The organism is Mycobacterium sp. MOTT36Y (genome assembly GCF_000262165.1).
Lineage (GTDB): Bacteria > Actinomycetota > Actinomycetes > Mycobacteriales > Mycobacteriaceae > Mycobacterium > Mycobacterium intracellulare.
This window is the reverse complement of sequence record NC_017904.1, coordinates 174,608-193,675: the sequence shown is the minus strand read 5'-3', so window position 1 is coordinate 193,675 and position 19,068 is coordinate 174,608. Positions and strand designations below refer to the sequence as shown.

Annotated in this window: 22 protein-coding genes and 1 pseudogene; 17 read left to right on the top strand and 6 right to left on the bottom strand. The window is 69.6% G+C overall.

All coding sequences use genetic code 11. The features are described 5' to 3' along the window. The 3 genes and pseudogenes from W7S_RS00970 to W7S_RS00960 all read left to right on the top strand — a co-directional run bounded on the left by W7S_RS00970 (position 1) and on the right by W7S_RS00960 (position 1,969). Positions 1-1,374 (top strand): septum formation family protein, encoded by a 1,374-nt coding sequence (locus W7S_RS00970; RefSeq protein WP_008262974.1) that lies wholly within the window; start codon positions 1-3, stop codon positions 1,372-1,374. Between the two features lie 4 nt (positions 1,375-1,378). Beyond that, positions 1,379-1,781 (top strand): annotated as a pseudogene (locus W7S_RS00965) (metallopeptidase family protein). Further along, positions 1,778-1,969 carry a hypothetical protein gene (locus W7S_RS00960; RefSeq protein WP_008262971.1) on the top strand — a complete coding sequence of 64 codons (192 nt, stop codon included), beginning with the start codon at positions 1,778-1,780 and terminating at the stop codon, positions 1,967-1,969. Before W7S_RS00965 ends, W7S_RS00960 begins: the two are co-directional and overlap by 4 nt. 8 nt (positions 1,970-1,977) lie before the next feature. Here W7S_RS00960 and W7S_RS00955 read toward each other — a convergent pair whose 3' ends face one another. After that, entirely contained in the window at positions 1,978-2,664 is a 687-nt protein-coding gene (locus W7S_RS00955) for a histidine phosphatase family protein (protein ID WP_008262970.1), read from the bottom strand. After that, positions 2,661-3,611, bottom strand: a complete 951-nt coding sequence (pheA, locus tag W7S_RS00950) for a prephenate dehydratase (RefSeq protein ID WP_009956965.1) — start codon at positions 3,609-3,611, stop codon at positions 2,661-2,663. Before pheA ends, W7S_RS00955 begins: the two co-directional genes overlap by 4 nt. A gap of 90 nt (positions 3,612-3,701) precedes the next feature. On the opposite strand from pheA, the gene W7S_RS00945 reads away from it, so the two are divergent. Further along, positions 3,702-4,490 carry a DUF2470 domain-containing protein gene (locus tag W7S_RS00945; protein ID WP_014710807.1) on the top strand — a complete coding sequence of 263 codons (789 nt, stop codon included), beginning with the start codon at positions 3,702-3,704 and terminating at the stop codon, positions 4,488-4,490. 283 nt (positions 4,491-4,773) lie between these two features. Continuing rightward, positions 4,774-5,718, top strand: a complete 945-nt coding sequence (locus W7S_RS00940) for an LCP family protein (protein ID WP_014710806.1) — start codon at positions 4,774-4,776, stop codon at positions 5,716-5,718. A gap of 9 nt (positions 5,719-5,727) precedes the next feature. Here the strand turns inward: W7S_RS00940 and W7S_RS00935 are convergent, their stop codons facing one another. Further along, positions 5,728-6,552, bottom strand: a complete 825-nt coding sequence (locus W7S_RS00935) for a glycerophosphodiester phosphodiesterase (protein WP_014710805.1) — start codon at positions 6,550-6,552, stop codon at positions 5,728-5,730. Positions 6,553-6,556: 4 nt separating this feature from the next. Further along, positions 6,557-7,594, bottom strand: a complete 1,038-nt coding sequence (locus W7S_RS00930) for a DUF4328 domain-containing protein (protein ID WP_193375013.1) — start codon at positions 7,592-7,594, stop codon at positions 6,557-6,559. Between the two features lie 466 nt (positions 7,595-8,060). Between W7S_RS00930 and W7S_RS27085 the strand changes: the two genes are divergently transcribed. The 9 genes from W7S_RS27085 to rraA all read left to right on the top strand — a co-directional run bounded on the left by W7S_RS27085 (position 8,061) and on the right by rraA (position 13,710). After that, a complete protein-coding gene (locus W7S_RS27085; RefSeq protein WP_008262955.1) occupies positions 8,061-8,216 on the top strand; it encodes a hypothetical protein in 156 nt (51 codons plus the stop codon). Positions 8,217-8,361: 145 nt separating this feature from the next. Beyond that, the gene (locus W7S_RS00925; protein WP_007771867.1) at positions 8,362-8,985 is read left to right on the top strand and encodes a superoxide dismutase; all 624 of its coding nucleotides are present in this window, start codon (positions 8,362-8,364) and stop codon (positions 8,983-8,985) included. Positions 8,986-9,180: 195 nt separating this feature from the next. Beyond that, entirely contained in the window at positions 9,181-9,714 is a 534-nt protein-coding gene (locus W7S_RS00920; protein WP_008262953.1) for a hypothetical protein, read from the top strand. 583 nt (positions 9,715-10,297) lie between these two features. Then, positions 10,298-10,696 (top strand): secretion protein EspR, encoded by a 399-nt coding sequence (locus W7S_RS00910; protein ID WP_008262950.1) that lies wholly within the window; start codon positions 10,298-10,300, stop codon positions 10,694-10,696. Between the two features lie 120 nt (positions 10,697-10,816). Next, positions 10,817-11,473 (top strand): DUF6474 family protein, encoded by a 657-nt coding sequence (locus tag W7S_RS00905; RefSeq protein ID WP_014378840.1) that lies wholly within the window; start codon positions 10,817-10,819, stop codon positions 11,471-11,473. Between the two features lie 28 nt (positions 11,474-11,501). Next, positions 11,502-12,170 (top strand): YcnI family protein, encoded by a 669-nt coding sequence (locus tag W7S_RS00900; protein ID WP_014710803.1) that lies wholly within the window; start codon positions 11,502-11,504, stop codon positions 12,168-12,170. Further along, the gene (locus W7S_RS00895; protein WP_014710802.1) at positions 12,167-12,670 is read left to right on the top strand and encodes a copper resistance CopC family protein; all 504 of its coding nucleotides are present in this window, start codon (positions 12,167-12,169) and stop codon (positions 12,668-12,670) included. Before W7S_RS00900 ends, W7S_RS00895 begins: the two co-directional genes overlap by 4 nt. An 88-nt stretch (positions 12,671-12,758) precedes the next feature. After that, positions 12,759-13,199: a hypothetical protein gene (locus tag W7S_RS00890; RefSeq protein ID WP_008262940.1), complete on the top strand. Its 441-nt coding sequence runs from the start codon at positions 12,759-12,761 to the stop codon at positions 13,197-13,199. 25 nt (positions 13,200-13,224) lie between these two features. Then, a complete protein-coding gene (gene rraA / locus W7S_RS00885; protein WP_008262937.1) occupies positions 13,225-13,710 on the top strand; it encodes a ribonuclease E activity regulator RraA in 486 nt (161 codons plus the stop codon). On the opposite strand, the gene W7S_RS00880 is transcribed toward rraA, so the two are convergent. Then, positions 13,707-15,176: an NAD(P)/FAD-dependent oxidoreductase gene (locus W7S_RS00880; protein ID WP_008262936.1), complete on the bottom strand. Its 1,470-nt coding sequence runs from the start codon at positions 15,174-15,176 to the stop codon at positions 13,707-13,709. The genes rraA and W7S_RS00880 overlap by 4 nt on opposite strands. Positions 15,177-15,252: 76 nt before the next feature. On the opposite strand from W7S_RS00880, the gene W7S_RS00875 reads away from it, so the two are divergent. The 3 genes from W7S_RS00875 to W7S_RS00865 all read left to right on the top strand — a co-directional run bounded on the left by W7S_RS00875 (position 15,253) and on the right by W7S_RS00865 (position 18,051). After that, a complete protein-coding gene (locus tag W7S_RS00875) occupies positions 15,253-15,891 on the top strand; it encodes a TetR/AcrR family transcriptional regulator (protein WP_008262935.1) in 639 nt (212 codons plus the stop codon). Between the two features lie 30 nt (positions 15,892-15,921). Continuing rightward, positions 15,922-17,136 (top strand): DNA polymerase IV, encoded by a 1,215-nt coding sequence (dinB, locus tag W7S_RS00870; protein WP_008262934.1) that lies wholly within the window; start codon positions 15,922-15,924, stop codon positions 17,134-17,136. Between the two features lie 159 nt (positions 17,137-17,295). Continuing rightward, on the top strand, positions 17,296-18,051 hold the full coding sequence (locus W7S_RS00865) for a YoaK family protein (protein WP_008262924.1): 756 nt from the start codon (positions 17,296-17,298) through the stop codon (positions 18,049-18,051). 8 nt (positions 18,052-18,059) lie between these two features. Here W7S_RS00865 and W7S_RS00860 read toward each other — a convergent pair whose 3' ends face one another. Then, positions 18,060-19,067 (bottom strand): PHP domain-containing protein, encoded by a 1,008-nt coding sequence (locus W7S_RS00860; protein ID WP_008262918.1) that lies wholly within the window; start codon positions 19,065-19,067, stop codon positions 18,060-18,062. Position 19,068: the final 1 nt, after the last annotated feature.

The following is a 19,068-nucleotide window of genomic DNA, read 5'->3' as shown; positions in this document are numbered from 1 at the left end:
ATGGACCCGATGTCGCAAGCGCCCGAGAAGCAACGTTCGGAAGGCCCCGCCGTCGAGACGCCCGCCGCCTCGACCGGTGAGCCGTCCGGACAGCAGCCGTCGGCCTTCTTGTGGCCGCGCAGCCTGCAGGCCCGGGCCACCCGGCGGGCGCTGCTGCTGACCGCGCTCGGCGGCCTCTTGATCGCCGGGCTGGTGACCGCGATCCCGGTCAGCACCGAATCCGGGCGACTCCTCGACAGCAGCCCCGTGCGCAGCACCGGGGCCAAGAGCGACGCCGCCCTCAACCGCGCCTCTCGCGGCGAATGCCTGATGTGGCCCGACGCCACGCCGGAGTCGGCGAAGATCGTCAACTGCGGCGACGACCACAAGTTCGAAGTGGCCGAATCCATTGACATGCGGACGTTCCCGGGCTCGGAGTACGGCCCCAACGCCGCGCCCCCGACGCCCGCCCGCATCCAGCAGATCACCCAGGAGCAGTGCGAGGCGTCCGTCCGTAACTACCTCGGACTCAAGTTCGATCCGAACAGCAAGTTCACCGTCAGCCTGCTGTGGCCCGGCGACCGCGCGTGGCGTCAGTCCGGCGATCGCCGCATGCTGTGCGGCCTGCAACTGCCCGCCACGAACAACCAGCAGCAGGCGTTCAAGGGCAAGGTCGCCGACGTCGACCAGTCCAAGATCTGGCCGGCCGGCACCTGCCTGGGCATCGATCCGGCGACCAACCAGCCGACCGATGTGCCGGTGGACTGCACGGCCCCGCACGCGATGGAGGTCACCGGCACGGTCAACCTGGCCGAGAGGTTCCCCGACGCCCTGCCCGCCGAGCCGGACCAGGACAGCTTCATCAAGGATTCGTGCACCAAGATGACCGACGCCTACCTGGCGCCGGTCAAGCTGCGCACCACCACGCTGACCCTGATCTACCCCACGGTGCCGCTGGCGAGCTGGACGGCCGGCAGCCGCGAGGTGGCCTGCAGCATCGGCGCGACGCTGGGCAACGGGGGCTGGGCCACCCTGCTGAACAGCGCCAAGGGTCAGCTGCTGATCAACGGCCAGCCCCCGGTGCCGCCGCCCGACATCCCCGAAGAGCGCCTGACCATGCCGCCGATTCCGCTGCAGGTCCCGGCGCAGGCGCCGTCCAACCAGTCCACCACGGCGCCGGAGATGCCGCCGAACAATCAGCACCTGCCCGGCCAGCAACCCGTGGTGACACAGCCCCAGCAGCCACCGCAACCCCAGCAGGCCCCCCAGCAGCAGCCTCCCGCGCCGCAAGCACCGCCCCCGCCGGCGGACAACGGCGCACCGCCCGCGAACCCGGCACCCGAGGCGCCCCCGCCGCCGCCGGCCCCGCCCGCCGAGCCCCCACCGGGGGGCTAGCCGGGTGCCCGTGCGGATGGACCCGCGGCGCTTCGACGAACTGGTCTCCGACGCGCTCGATCTGATACCGCCCGAGCTGGCCGCCGCGATGGACAACGTCGTCGTGCTGGTCGAGGACCGCCATCCCGAGGACGACGAACTGCTCGGGCTGTACGAAGGAGTGGCGCTGACCGAGCGCGACTCCGACTACGCCGGCGCGCTGCCCGACGCCATCACCATCTACCGCGAGGCGCTGCTGGACGTGTGCGAGTCCGAGGCCGAGGTCGTCGAGGAGGTGGCCATCACGGTGATCCACGAAATCGCGCACCACTTCGGCATCGACGACGACCGGCTGCACGAACTGGGCTGGGCCTGACTGGCGCGGCGTCCCGGATTTGTCCCCCGCGGGTGCTATGAACGCGTTATGAGCACTGACTGCCGCGACTGCCGGGCAGGCTTAGATCACTGTCACGGCACCATCATTCACCACGCGCTGCACCGGTCGGAGTGCACCGAGCCGGACTGCTTCAGCCCGGAACTGTTGCCGCACGCCTTCGTCATCGACTGCGACGCCGTGGGCTGTGCCTGCACCGAAGTGATCGCGCTGGCCGTCTGATCGACGTCTCAACCCATCGGGTCGGTGCTTGACCGCACCGCGTCCGCGACCGGGGTGGCCTCGGCCTCCGGATAAAACGGCGGGGTCAACGTCCCCCAGCGCACGCAACTCCACCGGCCGTCGGTGATCGGGGTCAGGGCCACCGATTGGGCGTTCTCGAGATGGTTGTCGAGCGCGAAGTCGGCCTCCACGCCGGCCAGGACCGCGGCGGCCAGCCGGATCGCGGCGCCGTGGCTGACGACCACGATGTCGCCGTGGAAGTCGTGGTTGTCGAGGTAGCGCAGGCGCAGGTCGGTGAGCACCGGCACGTAGCGGTCCAGCACGTCGTTGCCGGTCTCGCCGCCGGGCAGCGGCACGTCGAGCTCGCCGCGATGCCAGCGGTCGTAGATGGCGTTGAACTCCGCGACCGCCTCGTCGTCGTTGCGGTCTTCGAGCCGGCCGACCTGCACCTCGTGGATGCCGGGCACCTCGATGGCCGACATGGCGAGCTGGTCCGCGATCACCGCCGCGGTCTGCGATGCCCGGGTGGCGACCGAGTGCGCGAGCATCGCCGGGCGGCCCGAGCCGCGGGCGAACGCCCGGGCCTGGTCGCGGCCCAAGGGCGTCAGCTCCGCCCCGGGCGGGCGGGTGTCGAGCCGGCGCTCGACGTTGCCGTAGGACTGGCCGTGGCGCACCAGGATCAAGCGACCGCTCACCGCTGCGACCCCCCGGCAGGGTCTTCGGGCTTTCCGTCGCGGACCCGCGCCAGCCAGCGCAACGCCTCGTCGGCGGACGGCGGCAGGGCCCCGGCGGGCGAACCGGTGGGCCAAGATCCGAGATATCGCACATCGGCACAACGACGGTGCAGCGCCTTGAGTGCCTCGGCCACGGCGTCGTCGTCGATGTGTCCGACGCAATCGGCGAAAAACCGGTAGGTGCCGAGTCCGGTTCTGGTCGGCCGGGATTCGATCCGGGTCAGATCGATGCCGCGGACGGCGAACTCGGCGAGCGCCGCCAGCAGGGCGCCCGGCGCGTTGTCGATGCGCAGCACCACCGAGGTCCGATCGGCTCCGGTGCGGGCCGGCGGGCGGCCCGGCAGTCCGACCAAAACGAAGCGGGTGCGGGCGTTGGGCTCGTCGACCACGCCGTCGGCCAGGGTGTCCAGGCCCCAGTGGGTGGCCGCCAGCGGCGAGGTCACCGCGGCGTCGACCCGCCCCTCGGCGACCTGCTGGGCGGCGTCGGCGTTGGAGTACGCCGGCCGCAGTTCGGCATCGGCCAGGTTCGCGGCCACCCACTGCCGCACCTGTGCCGCGGCCACCCCGAAGGCGGCCAACGTGCGCACGTCGGCGGCGCGGCATCCCCGTTTGACGACGATGCTGAACGCGACGTCCAGCGTCGTCTCGGCGAAGACCTGCAGCGGTGAGCCCATGGCCAAGCTGTCCAGGGTCGGCGTCACCGAACCGTCGATCGAGTTCTCGATCGGGACGCACGCGTAGTCCGCGGCGCCGTCGCGCACCGCGGCCAACGCCGCGGAGGTGCTGTCGAACGGCACCGACTGCACCCCGTCGGAGTGCGGGGCGGGAACCATGCCGGCGGCCGTGATCTGCCGCAGCGCCGCCTCGGTGAAGGTCCCTTCCGGACCGAGGTAAGCGATGCGGGCCACGTCCCAACCCTAGCGGCGCGCCGCACAGAAAACCCTTGCGACGCCAACCCCCGTAAGTTAACTTAGGCTTACCTAAGCATAAGGATGAGAATGGTATTACCGCTGAGCTGCCACGCCCCGACCACCGCCGAACGGATCCGCAGCGCGTGCGTGCGCGCCGGCGGCGCGCTCCTGGCGATCGAGCACGACGACCCGGTCCCCACGCCCGTGCACCACCTGATGGACGACGGCTCCTTCGCGCTGGCGCTGCCCGTCGAACAGCAACGCGGGCGGCCCATCGCGGGATCGCAAGCGCTGCTGGAGCTGACCGATTACGCGCCGCTTCCCCTGCGCGAACCGGTCCGTTCGCTGGTGTGGGTGCGCGGGCGCCTGCAGCGGGTGCCCCCGGCGGAGATCCTCTCCACGCTCGACGTGATCGCCGCCGAATGCCCGAATCCGGCGTTGCTCGGCGTCGACACGCCGAGGTGTGCGCCCCCCGGCGGGCAGGAGCAGCGATACACGCTGCTGCGGCTCGAGATCGCCTCGGTTGTGGTCACCGACGCGACCGGCGCGGAGCCGGTGGCGGTCGACGACCTTCTCGCCGCCCGGCCCGACCCGTTCTGCGCGCTCGAGTCGAGCCTGCTGCGGCACCTGGACGCCGCCCACGGCGACGTCCTGGCGCGGTTGGTGTCCCGCCTGCCGGCTCCCCTGCGCCGCGGGCACGTGCGACCGCTGGGGCTCGACCGCTACGGCGTGCGGTTCCGCGTCGAGGGCACCGACCAGGACCACGACGTCCGGCTTCCGTTCCACAAACCGGTGGACGACATGACCGGCCTGCGCCAGGCCATTCGGGTGCTGATGGGGTGCCCGTTCATCAATGGGCTGCGGGCGCGCGGCTAGCCAGTCCTGATCGCGGTGCGCCGCCGGGCACGTACGTTAGCCAGGTGAACCGCGACCGCGCACCGCAGCGTCGGCGGCCCGCTCCGCCGGGCCCGCCGGTCCCGCCGCGCCCCGAGCCGCCGCAGGTAATCCGCCGCGAGGGCGCCCGCCGCCGTCGCCGACCGCGGAGACCCAACCCTTGCACCGCCCGGCGCCACCGGCTCCGGCGGCCGTCGCCCCGGCGCAGCGACCGCGCCCGCCCCGACCACGCGCGCCCCGCAAGCGGCGCCGCTGGATCCGAACCATGGTGTCGTTATTGGTCGTGACCGTGCTGCTGATCGGCGGTGGCCTGGTCGCCGGCGCCGTGTGGTTCGACACCAAACTGCACCGCGAGCAGGTGCTCGCCGACTATCCCGAACGCCCCGCGCCCGGCCGCGGCACCAACTGGCTCATCGTCGGCTCGGACAGCCGCCAGAGCCTGAGCGCCGCGCAGCAACAGGACTTGGCCACCGGCGGCGACATCGGGGACGGCCGCACCGACACGATCCTGCTGGTTCACGTGCCGGGGGTCGGGTCCAGCGTTCCGACGGCGCTGGTGTCGATACCCCGCGATTCTTTGGTGCCGATCCCGGATCACGGGAAGGACAAGGTCAACGCGGCGTTCTCGATGGGTGGCGCGCGGTTGTTGGTCCGCACCCTGGAACAGGCGACCGGATTGCGCATCGATCACTATGCCGAGATCGGATTCGGCGGGTTCGCCGCGCTGGTCGACGCGCTCGGCGGGGTGACGGTGTGCCCGACGACCCCGATCGATGACCCGCTGGCCGGCATCGACCTGCCGGCCGGCTGCCAGAGGCTCGACGGCCGGCAGGCGCTCGGATACGTCAGGACGCGCGACACCCCGCGGGCCGACCTGGACCGTATGGTCAATCAGCGTCAGTTCGTGGCCGAACTGCTGCATCGCGCCGGCAGCCCGGCGGTGTGGCTCGATCCCCGGCGCTGGTATTCGGTCCCGCGCGCGGCCGCCGACGCCCTGACCGTCGACCAGGACGACCACACCTGGGACCTGGCTCGGCTGGGCTGGGCGTTGCACGGGCCCACCGCCACCATGACCGTCCCGATCGGGGAGTTCACCAGCGGTGACGCCGGCGCGGTGGTGGTGTGGAATCACGACGCGGCCGGCCGGTTGTTCGACGCGTTGGCCGCCGACGCGCCGCTGCCGCCCACCGCCGCGGAGGGCCAGCAGTAGCGGACCGACCTAGATGCTGACCTGGCCGGCGGGATCGCCGCGGAGCCACGCCTTGGTGCGGCCCGGGTGGTGGGTGGCCAGCCAGGCCACGCCGACGTCGCGGCAGAAGTCGATGTCGTCGTACTCGTCGACGTTCCAGCAGTACACCGCCCTGCCCTGGGCGATGGCGCGGTCCGCCAGTTGGGGATATTCCTTCAACGTCAGCAGTGAGGGCCCGACGGCGGTGGCGCCGACGGCGGTGGGCGCGCCGCTGGTCAGGTAGCGCGCCGTTTTGCCCAGCAGCACGGTGGGCAGCAGCGGCGCCGCCCGCCGGATCCGCCAGATCGCGGACGCCGAGAACGACATCACCACGGCGCGGGACCGATCGGCCGAGGCGGGCGCGGCGATGCCGAAACGGTGCAGCAACGCCAGGAGCTTGGTCTCCACCAGCGAGCCGTACCGGACGGGGTGCTTGGTTTCGATGAACAGCTTTACCGGCCGATGCCAATCCAGCACCAGCGAAACCAGCGCGTCCAGCGTCAGCAGACTGGTGTCGCCGTGCGTACCGTCCTCGCGCCAGCTGTCGTGCCACGCGCCGTACTCGAGCTCGCGCAGCTGAGCCAGCGTCATCGTGCTGACCAGGCCGGCTCCGGTCGAGGTGCGGTCCAGCCGGCGGTCGTGCACGCACACGAGATGGCCGTCGCGGGTCAACCGCACATCACATTCCACGCCGTCGGCGCCCTCTTTGAGCGCGAGATCGTAGGCGGCCAGCGTGTGTTCGGGACGCGCCGCCGAAGCACCGCGGTGGGCGACGACATACGGATGCCCGGCGAGCACCTCGTCGGCCCACGTCATATCCCTATGCTGCCGGTTCCTGCCCCTCTAACTCAACTGGGCCGGCCGAAGCCGGTGCGGGGGCGCCGTCGTCGGGAACCATGACCCAGCGGTGCGCGGGACGCGCGACGGGTTTGCGATGGAAGCCCTCGAAAATGCGGGTCGCGGCGGCCAGGGTGGCGGCCGCGAGCAGGTAGGCGACGACCATCAGGACGGTGTTGTTGGCGATGCCCTGCGCGTCGGTGGCGAAGCTGGTCACGATGGCCGCGATGGAGACGGCGTAGCTGCAGACCCACGCGGTCCACCACTGCAGGACGGGTCCGCGTAGCCGCGCCCAGTGGTCTTCGAGCAGGGCCAGCTCGATCACGTAGACCGGAGCCCACAAGAGATTGGCCAGCGGCACGACGCAGCCGGCCCACAGTGCCCGCGGCGAGCGCGGCTCCGGCAGCCCGTGATGGGCGAACGCGGCGGCACGCCGCGCGATCAGCCAACGGATCAGGAGCACGCCCGACGCGATCACCGCCGCGCCCGCGCCCACGCTGGCGAGCACGCCCAGCCAGTCGGCCGCGAGGGCGACCCACGAATTCAGCAGGGTGTTCCGGTTGATGACCAGCAGCACATAGCGGACGACGTAAACCAGGGCGGCGATGCTGAGGACCAGCACGCTCACGAATGAGGTGGTGCGGATGACCTGCCCCGTCGGCCCCGGCGCCCCGGGCGCTGCGGCGGCGGGTGCCTGCTCGACGCGGTCCGCCAAACTCCAACGCGGTATCACCGTGTAGCGCGGCGTGGGCCCGAGGGGGCGCCGGGCGTGTCGGGCGGGCGGCGCGGCGCCGGGACGCACCGCGATCCAGCGATAGCCGGGCGGCAGCCGTGGTGGGGTGCGCTGCCACCCCGGAGACCGCTGGGGTCCGGCCGGCGGCGGGGCGCCCGCAGAGGCCCATCGCGGGTCGGCGGGCGGGGACTGGGGCGCCATGAGGGCGCCGCGGCAGCGGGGACACCACTCGCGTTGCCGGTCGCGCACGTTCCAGCGGGTGCCGCACTGGGAGCACACCTGGATCACCGGACCAGACTAGCGCCGCGACCATGCGGGCCGCGGAACGCGGGGCGCTGAGGAGCGGCGCTCGAGGGGGCGTGGGCAACGTAATCGGCCGCCGCGGACTATCCACAGTTTCCACAGGTTTATCCACATAGGCCCCCGGGGTACAGAGAACCATCGCTACTGCCTCTGGCGCCGAACTGTGGTGTAACTGTGGATAACATCGCGGTGTTGCACGCGTGTCTTAAACAGTCCAAGGCGCCCGTGTGAGCGAAATGGATTGCCCCGCTAAGCATCGGCGCGGCGGCGCCCACGCCGCCCCGTTTCCCGTCCCGACGTCTTGCAACCACCCACGTCCCGGTCCTCGCTAACCCGCAGCTCAGGGCGCTATTTTTTCAACTTCGCCGCAAAGCGCTATGATCGCGTTCTCGTAAGTGTTTGTGACTCACCTCACTCACCGTGAGGTGCACCGGGGGGTGGAAGGCGATTGATGGCCACGCATTCGTTCGGTCCGGGTTCACCGGCCGCGTCGAAGTCGTATTGCGGCTCGCCCGCGTGGAATCACAGCTACACCATCGCGGCGCTGCGCGCCGGACTGATCGCACTGGCCTTACTGGCCGTGCTCGCGGTCATCGTTTTGTTCTGAACTGACCCCGAGCGGGTATCCGCCCTGCGGCTCAGAGGGGTCATTCTTGCGGTGCGCGCGCTCATGGAGCAGGGTTGATAACGGTCGGCCGCCGCAAGGCGCCCCGTGACTGAGCGTCAAGACGATAATCGAAGAAAGGAACGCCGTGGCTGAATACACCCTGCCCGACTTGGACTGGGACTACGCAGCGTTGGAACCGCACATCTCAGGTCAGATCAACGAGATCCACCACAGTAAGCACCACGCCACCTACGTCAAAGGCGTGAACGACGCTCTGTCCAAGCTCGAAGAGGCCCGTGCCAACGAAGATCACGCTGCGATCTTCCTGAACGAAAAGAACCTGGCCTTTCACCTGGGCGGCCACGTCAACCACTCCATCTGGTGGAAGAACCTGTCGCCGGACGGCGGCGACAAGCCGACCGGCGAATTGGCCGCCGCGATCGACGACGCCTTCGGATCCTTCGACCGGTTCCGCGCGCAGTTCAGCGCGGCCGCCAACGGCCTGCAGGGGTCGGGCTGGGCGGTGCTGGGCTACGACACCCTCGGCAACCGGCTGCTGACCTTCCAGCTCTACGACCAGCAGGCCAACGTGCCGCTGGGCATCATTCCGCTGCTGCAGGTCGACATGTGGGAGCACGCTTTCTACCTGCAGTACAAGAACGTCAAGGCGGACTACGTCAAGGCGTTCTGGAACGTCGTCAACTGGGCCGACGTGCAGAAGCGCTACGCCGCGGCGACCTCGAAAACCCAGGGCCTGATTTTCGGCTGACTTTTATTTCGATCGGCGGGGGCGTCGCGCGGATTGCGCGGCGCCCCAGTCGTTTGTGCGGCCCCGGAGGGGTCGATCTGAAGATCCGCGACGCTGACCGTGTCGTGTTGCACGGCGCCTAATCCGCAGGCATTCTTAATTATTCGGACTACCAGTGTGGTTATTCCCAACGGAGGCGTCGCGCGGAGGTCGGAGATGGAAACTGGGTCGGATCGACCGATCGGGGTCTCCCCGTTCCATTCTCGTGGGTCCCTGAAGGGGTTCCTGATCTCCGGCCGTTGGCCCGATTCGACGAAAGAATGGGCCCAGCTGCTCATGGTCGCGGTCCGGATCGCGTCGTTGCCCGGGTTGCTCTCCACCACAACGGTGTTCGGCGCCCGCGAAGAACTGCCCGACGAACCCGAACCGGACACGGTCGGCCTGGTGCTGGCCGAGGGCACGGTCTTTGGTGAATCGGCAATCCAGCCAGGCTATTTCGCCGACCATCAGCCCCCCGCGCTACTCATGCTGCATCCGCCGTCGGAAACCACGCCGTCGCTGCCCGAATGCACGGGGGCGGCATCGGGATGCGTATTGCTGCCCGGGTTGCCCTATCTCGGCCTGGAACACCGGGCGGCCTGGGTGGAAGCAGAAGCCGACGGCACCATCACGTCGATGGTGAGCCGGGTCGGCGTCGATCCGATCAGCCATCCCGACACGGCGATTTTGGCGATGCTGCTCGCCGCCTAGCGAGAACACGGCGGCGCGAATGGCGATTCGCCTTCCCGGCCGCGAGGAGGCGCTTCGCGCCCGCGGGAATCACGCGACCGGACCGCTCTGGCGACCGTCACGTCGGGCGGCGCTCAGCGGTGGACCGGTCGTGGATGACCGCGACTTCGACGGCGCCCACTAAGTTAACGGCCCCTCGACCATCGGTGTCCACCATGCGGCCGGCGAGTTGCGGCGCGCGCTCGATGGCTAGGTTTCGGGCCCGGCAGCAAATGGCGTACCGGATCCGGCCAGCTTGCCGGTCCGTTGCGGTGCAATCGCCCAGCACGGCGCGGGTGCTCGCAACGGCCCCCACGAGGCGTCCGGCCCGCCACTTCGGGACGGGTGTCCGATTCTGCGGATAACCTGTGAGTTCCATGGATTTGGTGGACACCTCAGCGAATCAGTTAGACGCTCGTCAAGTGGGGAGTTGGTGAGCGTCGGCTGTGCCGCTCGGGAATCCTTCGGGGTTTGCACCTGGTTACCCTTACCAAGCCTCGCTACCATGATCAGCAAATACACCTAGGTAATAGTTCGCTTCTACAGCCCAGTGGAGGTCATATCAATGAGCACGACGTTCGCTGCTCGCCTGAACCGCCTGTTCGACACGGTGTATCCGCCTGGACGCGGTGCGCACACCTCCGCGGAAGTGATCGCGGCGCTCAAGGCGGAGGGCATAACGATGTCGGCTCCCTACTTGTCGCAGTTGCGTTCCGGCAACCGCACCAACCCGTCCTCGGCGACGATGGCCGCCCTGGCCAACTTCTTCCGCATCAAGCCGGCCTACTTCACCGACGACGAGTACTACGAGAAGCTCGACAAGGAATTGTCGTGGCTGGCCACGGCGCGCGACGACAACGTGCGCCGCATCGCGATGCGCACGGCCGAGCTCTCCCCCGAGGCCCAGCGCGAGGTCATGGAGCGCGTCAACGAGCTGCGCCGCGCGGAGCACCTGGACGCCTAGCGGCCCCGGCCAGCCCTGGGGAGCTGGCGCCCGCCCATTCCGATTAGGGTTGGCAAACGGATCGCGAACGCGAGAGCGTTAGACGACGATTGCCAGCGAGATACCGGGAGGCGGCCGGGAATGGCCCTGTTCGGCAAGCGAAAGAGCCGCGCGACGCGTCGCGCTGAAGCCCGCGCCATCAAGGCCCGCGCGAAGCTCGAGGCCAAGCTGGCCGCGAAAAACGAGGTGCGGCGCGCCAAGTCCGCCCAACGGGCGGAGAACAAGGCGCTCAGGGCCCAGATCAAGGCGCAGCGCGACAGCGACCGCAACGCGCTCAAAGTCGCTGAGGCCCAACTCAAGGCGGCGCGGGAGGGCAAGATCTTCTCCCCGACCCGGATCCGCCGCGTGCTGACGGTCTCGCGGCTGCTCGCGCCGATCCTCACCCCGGTGATCTACCGGTTGGCCGTCTCGGCGCGCGCGCTGATCGATCAGCGCCGCGCGGACCGGCTCGGAATCCCGCTGGCTCAGATCGGCCAGTTCTCCGGCCCCGGCGCCCAGCTGTCGGCCCGCATCGCGGGGGCCGAGAGGTCGTTGCGGTCGGTGCAGGACAAGAAGCCCAAGGACGCCGAGACGAAGGCGTTCGTGGTCGCCATCACCGAGCGGCTCACCGATCTGTCGGCGGCCGTCACCGCCGCGGAGAATCTGCCCGCCGCGCGTCGCCGGGCCGCCCACGCCGCGATCTCGTCGCAGCTCGAAGGCATCGAGGCCGATCTGATGGCCCGCCTCGGGTTGAGCTGACCGACCCCACGAAAGGCAATCTCCTCCCATGTCAATCCACGGCAGGTGGATCCCGCGCATCCTGTTCGCGGCCGGCGCGGTCGTCGTCCTGGCCCTCGGGTCGGCGCTGCAGTCGCCGACGGCGTCGGCGCACGTCCACGCCAGCAGCGACAATCCGGTGCGCGGCGCCATGGCCCTGGTCACCTTCCAGGTGCCCAACGAATCGAACGTCGGGGCCGCCACCACCGCCTTGACCGTCGCCCTGCCCGGCGTCGCCTCGGCGCGCACCCAAAGCATGCCGGGCTGGACGGCCAGGCTCGACCGCGACGCGGCGTCCGGTGCCGTCCGCTCGGTGACATGGACGGCCGCCCCCGGCGGGGGGATCGCCGCTGACCAATTCGCGCTGTTCCGGTTGTCCGTGAAGTTGCCCGACACCGACACCGTCAGCTTCCCGGCCACGCAGTCCTACGCCGACGGGACCGTCGTGAAGTGGGATCAGGCGCCGCTGCCCGACGGCGGCGAGCCCGAACACCCGGCGCCCATGCTCACCCTTGCCACCGGGCCGGCGGGGTCACACCACCACCATGGGACGCCCGACCAAGCGACCGAACCGGCGCGGCCCCACGCGGCCGACAACACCGCGCGATTGTTGGGCGGCGCCGCTCTGGTGGTCGCCGCGCTGGGCGTCGCGATCGCGTTGATCCGCCGCCGCCCGTGAAACGGCTGGCGTTCGGCGCGTGCATGAGCGCCATGTTCGCGATGGCCACGCTCACCGCGCCGGTGTCGTCGGCGCACGCCACGCGGATCGCCACCGACCCCGCGGCCAACGCGGTGCTGGCCTCCGGCCCGCAGCGGGTCAGCGCGACCTTCAACGAGCAGTTGCAGACCACGTTCGCCGCGATGACGGTGGTCGGCCCGGACGGCAACGTGTGGTCCGCCGGCGAGCCCACCGTGGCCGGCGCGATGGTCAGCATCGCCCTGCGTCGACTGGGACCGTCCGGCACGTACACGGTGAACTACCGGGTGACCTCCGCGGACGGCCACGTGGTGTCCGGGTCCTGGTCGTTCCAGCTCACGGTGTCCGGCACCGGCACGCCCGGGCCGCCGGTTGCCGGCGGCGGGGGCGGCGGCGGTGACGTCCCCGTCTGGCCGTTCGTGGCGGCCGCGTTGGCGCTCGTCGCCGGCGGCGCCTGGTGGGCGGTGCGGCACAGGCGGTGATCGAGGCGCCGTCACGCGTGCTGGCATGATGGGGTCGAGATCCCTGAGCTAGGGAAACGACGACAGAGGAAGCTCAAGGAGCGGCCGCATGGCAGACCCGCAGGACCCCACCAACAGCGCGCCCGACGGCGCCGGCACTCCGCCGGAGAAGAAACCGCCCGCCAAGGCGGCGAAAAAGACCGCGAAGGCGCCGGCCAAGAAGGCACCTGCGAAGAAGGCACCCGCCAAGAAGGCGCCCGCCAAGAAGGCGCCCGCGAAGAAGGCGCCGGCCAAGAACGCCGAACCCGCACCCCCGGGGCCACCCGGGCCGCCGGCCGGCGTGCAGCAGCGGGCCGAAACCAATGGCGACCTCACGGCCGCCGCCAAAGACGCTGCCGCACAGGCGAAGTCCACCGTGGAAGCCGCCAACAACCCGGTCTCTCCCGCCGTCCCGGGCTCCGCGGTGGGCCAATCCCCGGTGCCGCTGATCGTCGCCGTGGCGGTCAGCCTGCTGGCCATCCTGCTCATCCGCCAGCTGCGCCGTCGCTGAGGGCGCGGGCGTTTACATGTCAGAAGTGACGGTGCCATTCCGGCCGACCGCCGACCTCGTCGACAGCATCGGCCCCGACGTGCGCAGCTGCGACACCCAATTCCGCCAGCTCGGCGGGCGAGCCGAGTTCGCCGGCCCGATCAGTACCGTGCGCTGCTTTGAAGACAACGCGCTGCTGAAGTCGGTGCTCTCGGAGCCCGGTGACGGCGGGATATTGGTGATCGACGGCGCAGGCTCGCTGCACACCGCGCTGGTGGGCGACGTCATCGCCGAGCTCGCGCGGTCCAACGGCTGGGCCGGGCTCATCATCAACGGCGCGGTGCGGGACTCCGCCGCGTTGCGGGGCATGGACATCGGCATCAAGGCGCTGGGCACCAATCCGCGCAAGAGCACCAAGACCGGCGCCGGCGAACGCGATGTCGAAATCACCCTGGGCGGTGTGACGTTCGTGCCCGGTGAGATCGCCTACAGCGACGACGACGGGATCGTCGTCGTCGCCACAGTCCCCTAAACCGCTACCGGCGCAGGCTTTTTCGCGAACTTCAAGCCCTCGTCGTCGACCTTGCCGCGCCGGATGGTGCGCATGTCGAAGAAGTAGTTCTGCTTGAGTCGCCACGGCGCCCGCGATCCCGACTTGGGCAGCAGGTGCATCGACCGCCGGAAGTAGCCGGGAGTGAAGTCCATGAACGGCAGCTCGTCCACGTCGTTGCCCGGATGCTGCGGCTCCACGAAGTCAAAACCCTTGGCGTCCATGTAGTTCAGCAGTCGGCAGACGAATTCGGAGACCAGGTCGGCCTTCAGCGTCCAGGACGCGTTGGTGTAGCCGAAGGTGATGGCGAAGTTCGGCACGCCGGAGAACATCAGGCCCTTGTAGGTCATCAGCGAGGTCAGGTCGATGTCCTCGCCGTTGCGGGTCGGTTTCACCCCGCCCAGCAACTGCATGTTCAATCCCGTTGCGGTGATGATGATGTCGGCCGCCAACTCCTCACCCGAGGTGAGCTTGATGCCGGTCTTGGTGAACCGGTCGATCGTGTCGGTGACGACGTCGGCCTTGCCGTGCCGGATGGTCCGGAAGAAGTCGCCGTCCGGCGCCAGGCACAGCCGCTCGTCCCAGACGTTGTAGCGCGGCCCGAAGTGCTTCTCGACGTCGTAGCCCTGCGGCAGCCGTCGCTGCGCCATCGTCATCAACGTCTTGCGCATGTAGGCCGGCGCCTTGCGGGACAGCTGGTACTGGAAAGTGCTGAACGCGATGGCTTTCCAGCGGTTGGCCATGTGCGCGAGGCGCTCGGGCAGCAGCCGGTTGGCCTTCTCGGCGAAGGGGTCGACACCGGGCAGCGACCCGATGTAGGTCGGCGAGCGCTGCAGCATCGTGACGTGGCCGGCACCGGAGTTCACCAGGGCGGGGATCAGGGTGATCGCGGTCGCGCCGGATCCGATGACGACGATCCGCTTGCCCGCGTAGTCCAGGTCCTCCGGCCAGTGCTGCGGATGCACGATGGTGCCCCCGAAGTCGTCGGAGCCTTCGAAGGTGGGCGAGAACCCCTCGTCGTAGTTGTAGTAGCCGGTGCAGGCGAACAGGAAGGAACAGGTCATCTCGCTGGTGCGGCCGTCGTCCTCGACCGTCAGCGTCCAGCGGTTGTCGACGTCGGACCAGTCGGCGGCCACCACCCGGTGGTTGTAGCGGATGTGCGGCTCGATCCGGTTCTCGACCGCGGCCTCCCTGATGTAGGCCTTGATCGACGCGCCGTCGGCGATCGACTTCGCCGAACGCCAGGGCTTGAACCGGAAGCCGAGGGTGAACATGTCCGAGTCCGATCGGATGCCCGGGTACTTGAAGAGGTCCCAGGTGCCGCCGAGGTCGGCGCGGCGCTCGAGGATGGCGTAGCTCTTGGTCGGGCAGCGTTCCTGCAGGTGCCAGGCCGCGCTCACACCGGAGATGCCGGCGCCCACGATGAGGACGTCAAGGTGCTCAGTCATACGGCCACGCTATCAACACGGTGTTGAATCGGTCAACACCGTGTCGAAAATCTCGACGCCGTGTAAAGTAGCGGCCGTGACTACCGTCGGTTCCGCCCGCACCCACCGGGGCAGGCGCTCGGCGCGCCCGTCCGGCGACGACCGCGAACTGGCCATTTTGACCACCGCCGAACGGTTGCTGCAGGAACGCCCGCTCGCCGACATCTCCGTCGACGACCTCGCCAAGGGGGCCGGGCTGTCCCGGCCGACGTTCTACTTCTATTTCCCGTCCAAGGACGCGGTGCTGTTCACCCTGTTCGAGCGGGTGATCATGGAGGCAGACTCCGCGCTGGAGTCGCTGGTCGCCAGCCCGCCCGCCGACCTGAAAGCGTTGTGGCGCATCGGGATCAACGTGTTTGTCGAGACCTTCGGCACGCATCGCGCGGTGTCGCTGGCCGCCGATGCCGCGCGCACCAACAAAGACGTCGGCGGGCTGTGGTCACGCTTCATGCAGAAATGGGTCGACCACATCACCACCGTGATCGAAGCCGAGCGCGCGCGCGGCGCCGCGCCGGTGACACTGCCGGCGCGCAACCTGTCCGCGGCACTGAACCTGCTCAACGAAAAGGTCATGCTCAGCGCGTTCGCCGGCGGGCGACCGTCGGTGCCCAGCGAGCAACTGCTCGACACGCTGGTGCACATCTGGGTCAGCAGCGTGTACGGCGAGGCCTGCTGAAACGGGTTTGTCGGCGCCCCGTGCGAACATATGTTCGTGCGGTGTGACCCGTCCATTCTGCACGCGGACCTGGACTCCTTCTACGCGTCCGTCGAACAGCGCGATGACCCGGCCCTGCGCGGGCGCCCGGTGATCGTCGGCGGCGGCGTGGTGCTGGCCGCGAGCTACGAGGCCAAGGCCTACGGCGTGCGCACGGCCATGGGCGGGGCGCAGGCGCGGCGGTTGTGCCCGGCCGCCGTGGTGGTGCCGCCGCGGATGAGCGCCTACAGCCGCGCCAGCGACGCCGTCTTCGAGGTGTTCCGCGATTGCACCCCGATCGTGGAGGCGCTGTCGGTCGACGAGGCCTTCCTCGACGTCGGCGGGCTGCGCCGGGTCAGCGGCACGCCGGTGGCGATCGCCGAGCGGTTGCGCGCCGACGTGCGCGAGCGGGTCGGGCTGCCGATCACCGTCGGGATCGCCCGGACCAAGTTCCTTGCCAAGGTCGCCAGCCAGGAGGCCAAGCCCGACGGGCTGCTGCTGGTGCCCCCCGATCAGGAGTTGACGTTTTTGCGGCCGCTGCCGGTGCGCCGGCTGTGGGGCGTGGGCGCGGTGACCGCCGAGAAGCTGCATGCACACGGCATCGTCACCGTGGCCGACGTCGCCGAGCTCAGCGAGTCGGCGCTGGGCTCGATGGTCGGTGGCGCGATGGGTCGTCAGCTCTATGCGCTGTCGCGCAACATCGACCGCCGGCGGGTCACCGCCGGCGTTGGTCGCCGCTCCGTCGGGGCGCAGCGAGCGCTGGGCCGCTCTGGCAATGCCATGTCGCCTAACGAGATCGACGCCGTGGTGGTGAACTTGATCGACCGCATCACCGGCCGCATGCGCGCCGCCGGGCGGACGGGCCGCACGGTGGTGCTGCGGCTGCGCTTCGACGACTTCTCCAGGGCCACGCGCTCGCACACCCTGCCGTGGGCCACGTCGGCCACGGCGCCCATCCTGGCCGCCGCGCGGCGCCTGGTCGCGGGCGCGGCGCGGCTGATCGCGCAGCGCGGCCTGACGCTGGTCGGGTTCGCGGTATCGGGCATCGACCGCAGCGGCGCCCAGCAGCTGATGCTGCCGTTCGGCGAATCGCGCCGGCGCGCTGCCGGCGACGACATCGACGCCGCCATCGACCGGGTGCGCCGGCGCTATGGCAAGTCGGCGCTCACGCCCGCGGTGCTATTGGGGCGCGATCCGGGCTTCGAGATGCCGCACCTGCCCGACTGACGGGTCGTCGGTGTTTTCACTAATTATTCAATTACTCTTTGCCACATGCCTTTTCGATGATTTGAGGTTGATTTGAATCAGCCTCGCGACCCCGCTTGTGCGGCGGCCCGCTTGTTAGGTTGGCGTAAACCCGACCTCGAAAGTGAGCAACTGAATCCGATGCCGCCGCACCAATCCCGCGACACCGGCCTGCCCCGCGAAGGTCTCCTGCTCGGTTACAGCGCGTTACTCGCCTTATCCGCGGGCTTCGTCAATGCCGTGGCGCTGCTGATCTTGGCGGTGCCCGTCGGCAATCTGACCGGGATCACCACCCAGCTGGGCATGCACACGGCCAACCCGTGGCTGTACGAAGGCCACGTGCTCGGCGCAATCTTTCTGGGCTTCCTGATGGGAGCGGCCATAGCCGGGGCGATCCTCGCACCCACCGATGCCCTTGCGGGCCCACGCCACGCCGCCGTGCTGTACCTCGAGGCAGGCTTGCTCGTGCTCGCCGCGGCCGGGGGAGCGGAGACCGTCGTCAGGGCACAGATCAACGCCCTGGGCGTCGAGCAGACCGCGGTGCAGGCGCTGTTCGCCGCCGCGGCGCTCGGCCTGCAAAACGGGATGACATCGAGCTTTCGCGGGATGGCGATCCGCACCACGCACTTCACCGGAACCATCACCGACCTCGGGCTGATCCTCGGCCGCAGCCGGATACACGGCATCAAGAACTGGAAAACGGCGATACTGGCCGCCACCCTGGTGTTATTCCTCGGCGGCGGCGTGGCCGGGATCATGTTCGGGGCTCAGTTGGGGGGTTACGCGCTGCTCATCCCGGCCGCGATCTGCGCGACCGTCGGCGCCGCCAACCTGCTGCAGGGCACCGTCCGCAGCGCCGCACCGGTTCCCGAGCGCGCCGAACGGGTGCGGGTCTGAGCGGCGTCTCAATTCGACCCGGTCCACTCCAGCAGCCGGCCGGCCGGCCAGGTGTTGACGATCCGGTCGGGGGGAACGCCCGCGTCCAGGGCGCGCTGCGCGCCGTAACCGAGGAAGTCCAGCTGGCCCGGGGCGTGGGCGTCGGTGTCGATGCTGAACACGCAACCGATCTCCAGCGCCAGGTTGAGCAGGCGGGTCGGCGGGTCGCGCCGCTCCGGCCGGGAGTTGATCTCCACCGCGGTGCCGGACTCGCGGCACGCCGTGAACACCGCCTCGGCGTCGAACTTGGATTCCGGCCGGATGCCGCGGTTGCCGGACACCAGCCGGCCGGTGCAGTGGCCGAGCACGTCGGCGTGCGGGTTTTGGACCGCGCGCAGCATGCGCCGGGTCATCGCGGCGGAATCCATCGACAACTTGGAGTGCACGCTGGCCACCACGACGTCGAGGCGTTCCAGCAGTTCGGGTTCCTGGTCCAGGCTGCCGTCGTCGAGGATGTCGACCTCGATCCCGGTGAGGATGCGCATGGGCGCGAACGTCTCCTGCAGCCGGTCGATCACGTCGAGTTGCTTGCGTAACCGCTCCGGCGACAGGCCGTTGGCGATGGTCAGCCGCGGCGAATGGTCGGTCAGCGCGCAGTATTCGTGGCCCAGCGCCGCCGCCGCGGCCATCATCTCCTCGATCGGAGCGGAGCCGTCCGACCAGTTGGAGTGCAGGTGCAGGTCGCCGCGCAGCGCGGCACGAATGTCACCGCCACCGAGATCTTCTGCGGTGGAACGCAATTCGACCAGCAGGTCGGGTTCTCGGCCGGACCACGCCTGGTCGATGACCTTGGCGGTTTTGGGGCCGATTCCCGGCAGCGACTGCCAGCTGTTGGCCTGGCCGTGGCGTTCGCGCGCCGCGTCGTCGAGGCCCTCGATGATGTCGGCCGCGTTGCGGTAGGCCATCACGCGTCTCGGGTCGTGACGGCTCCGGTCCTTGTAGTAGGCGATCTGCCGCAGGGCCGCTACCGGATCCATT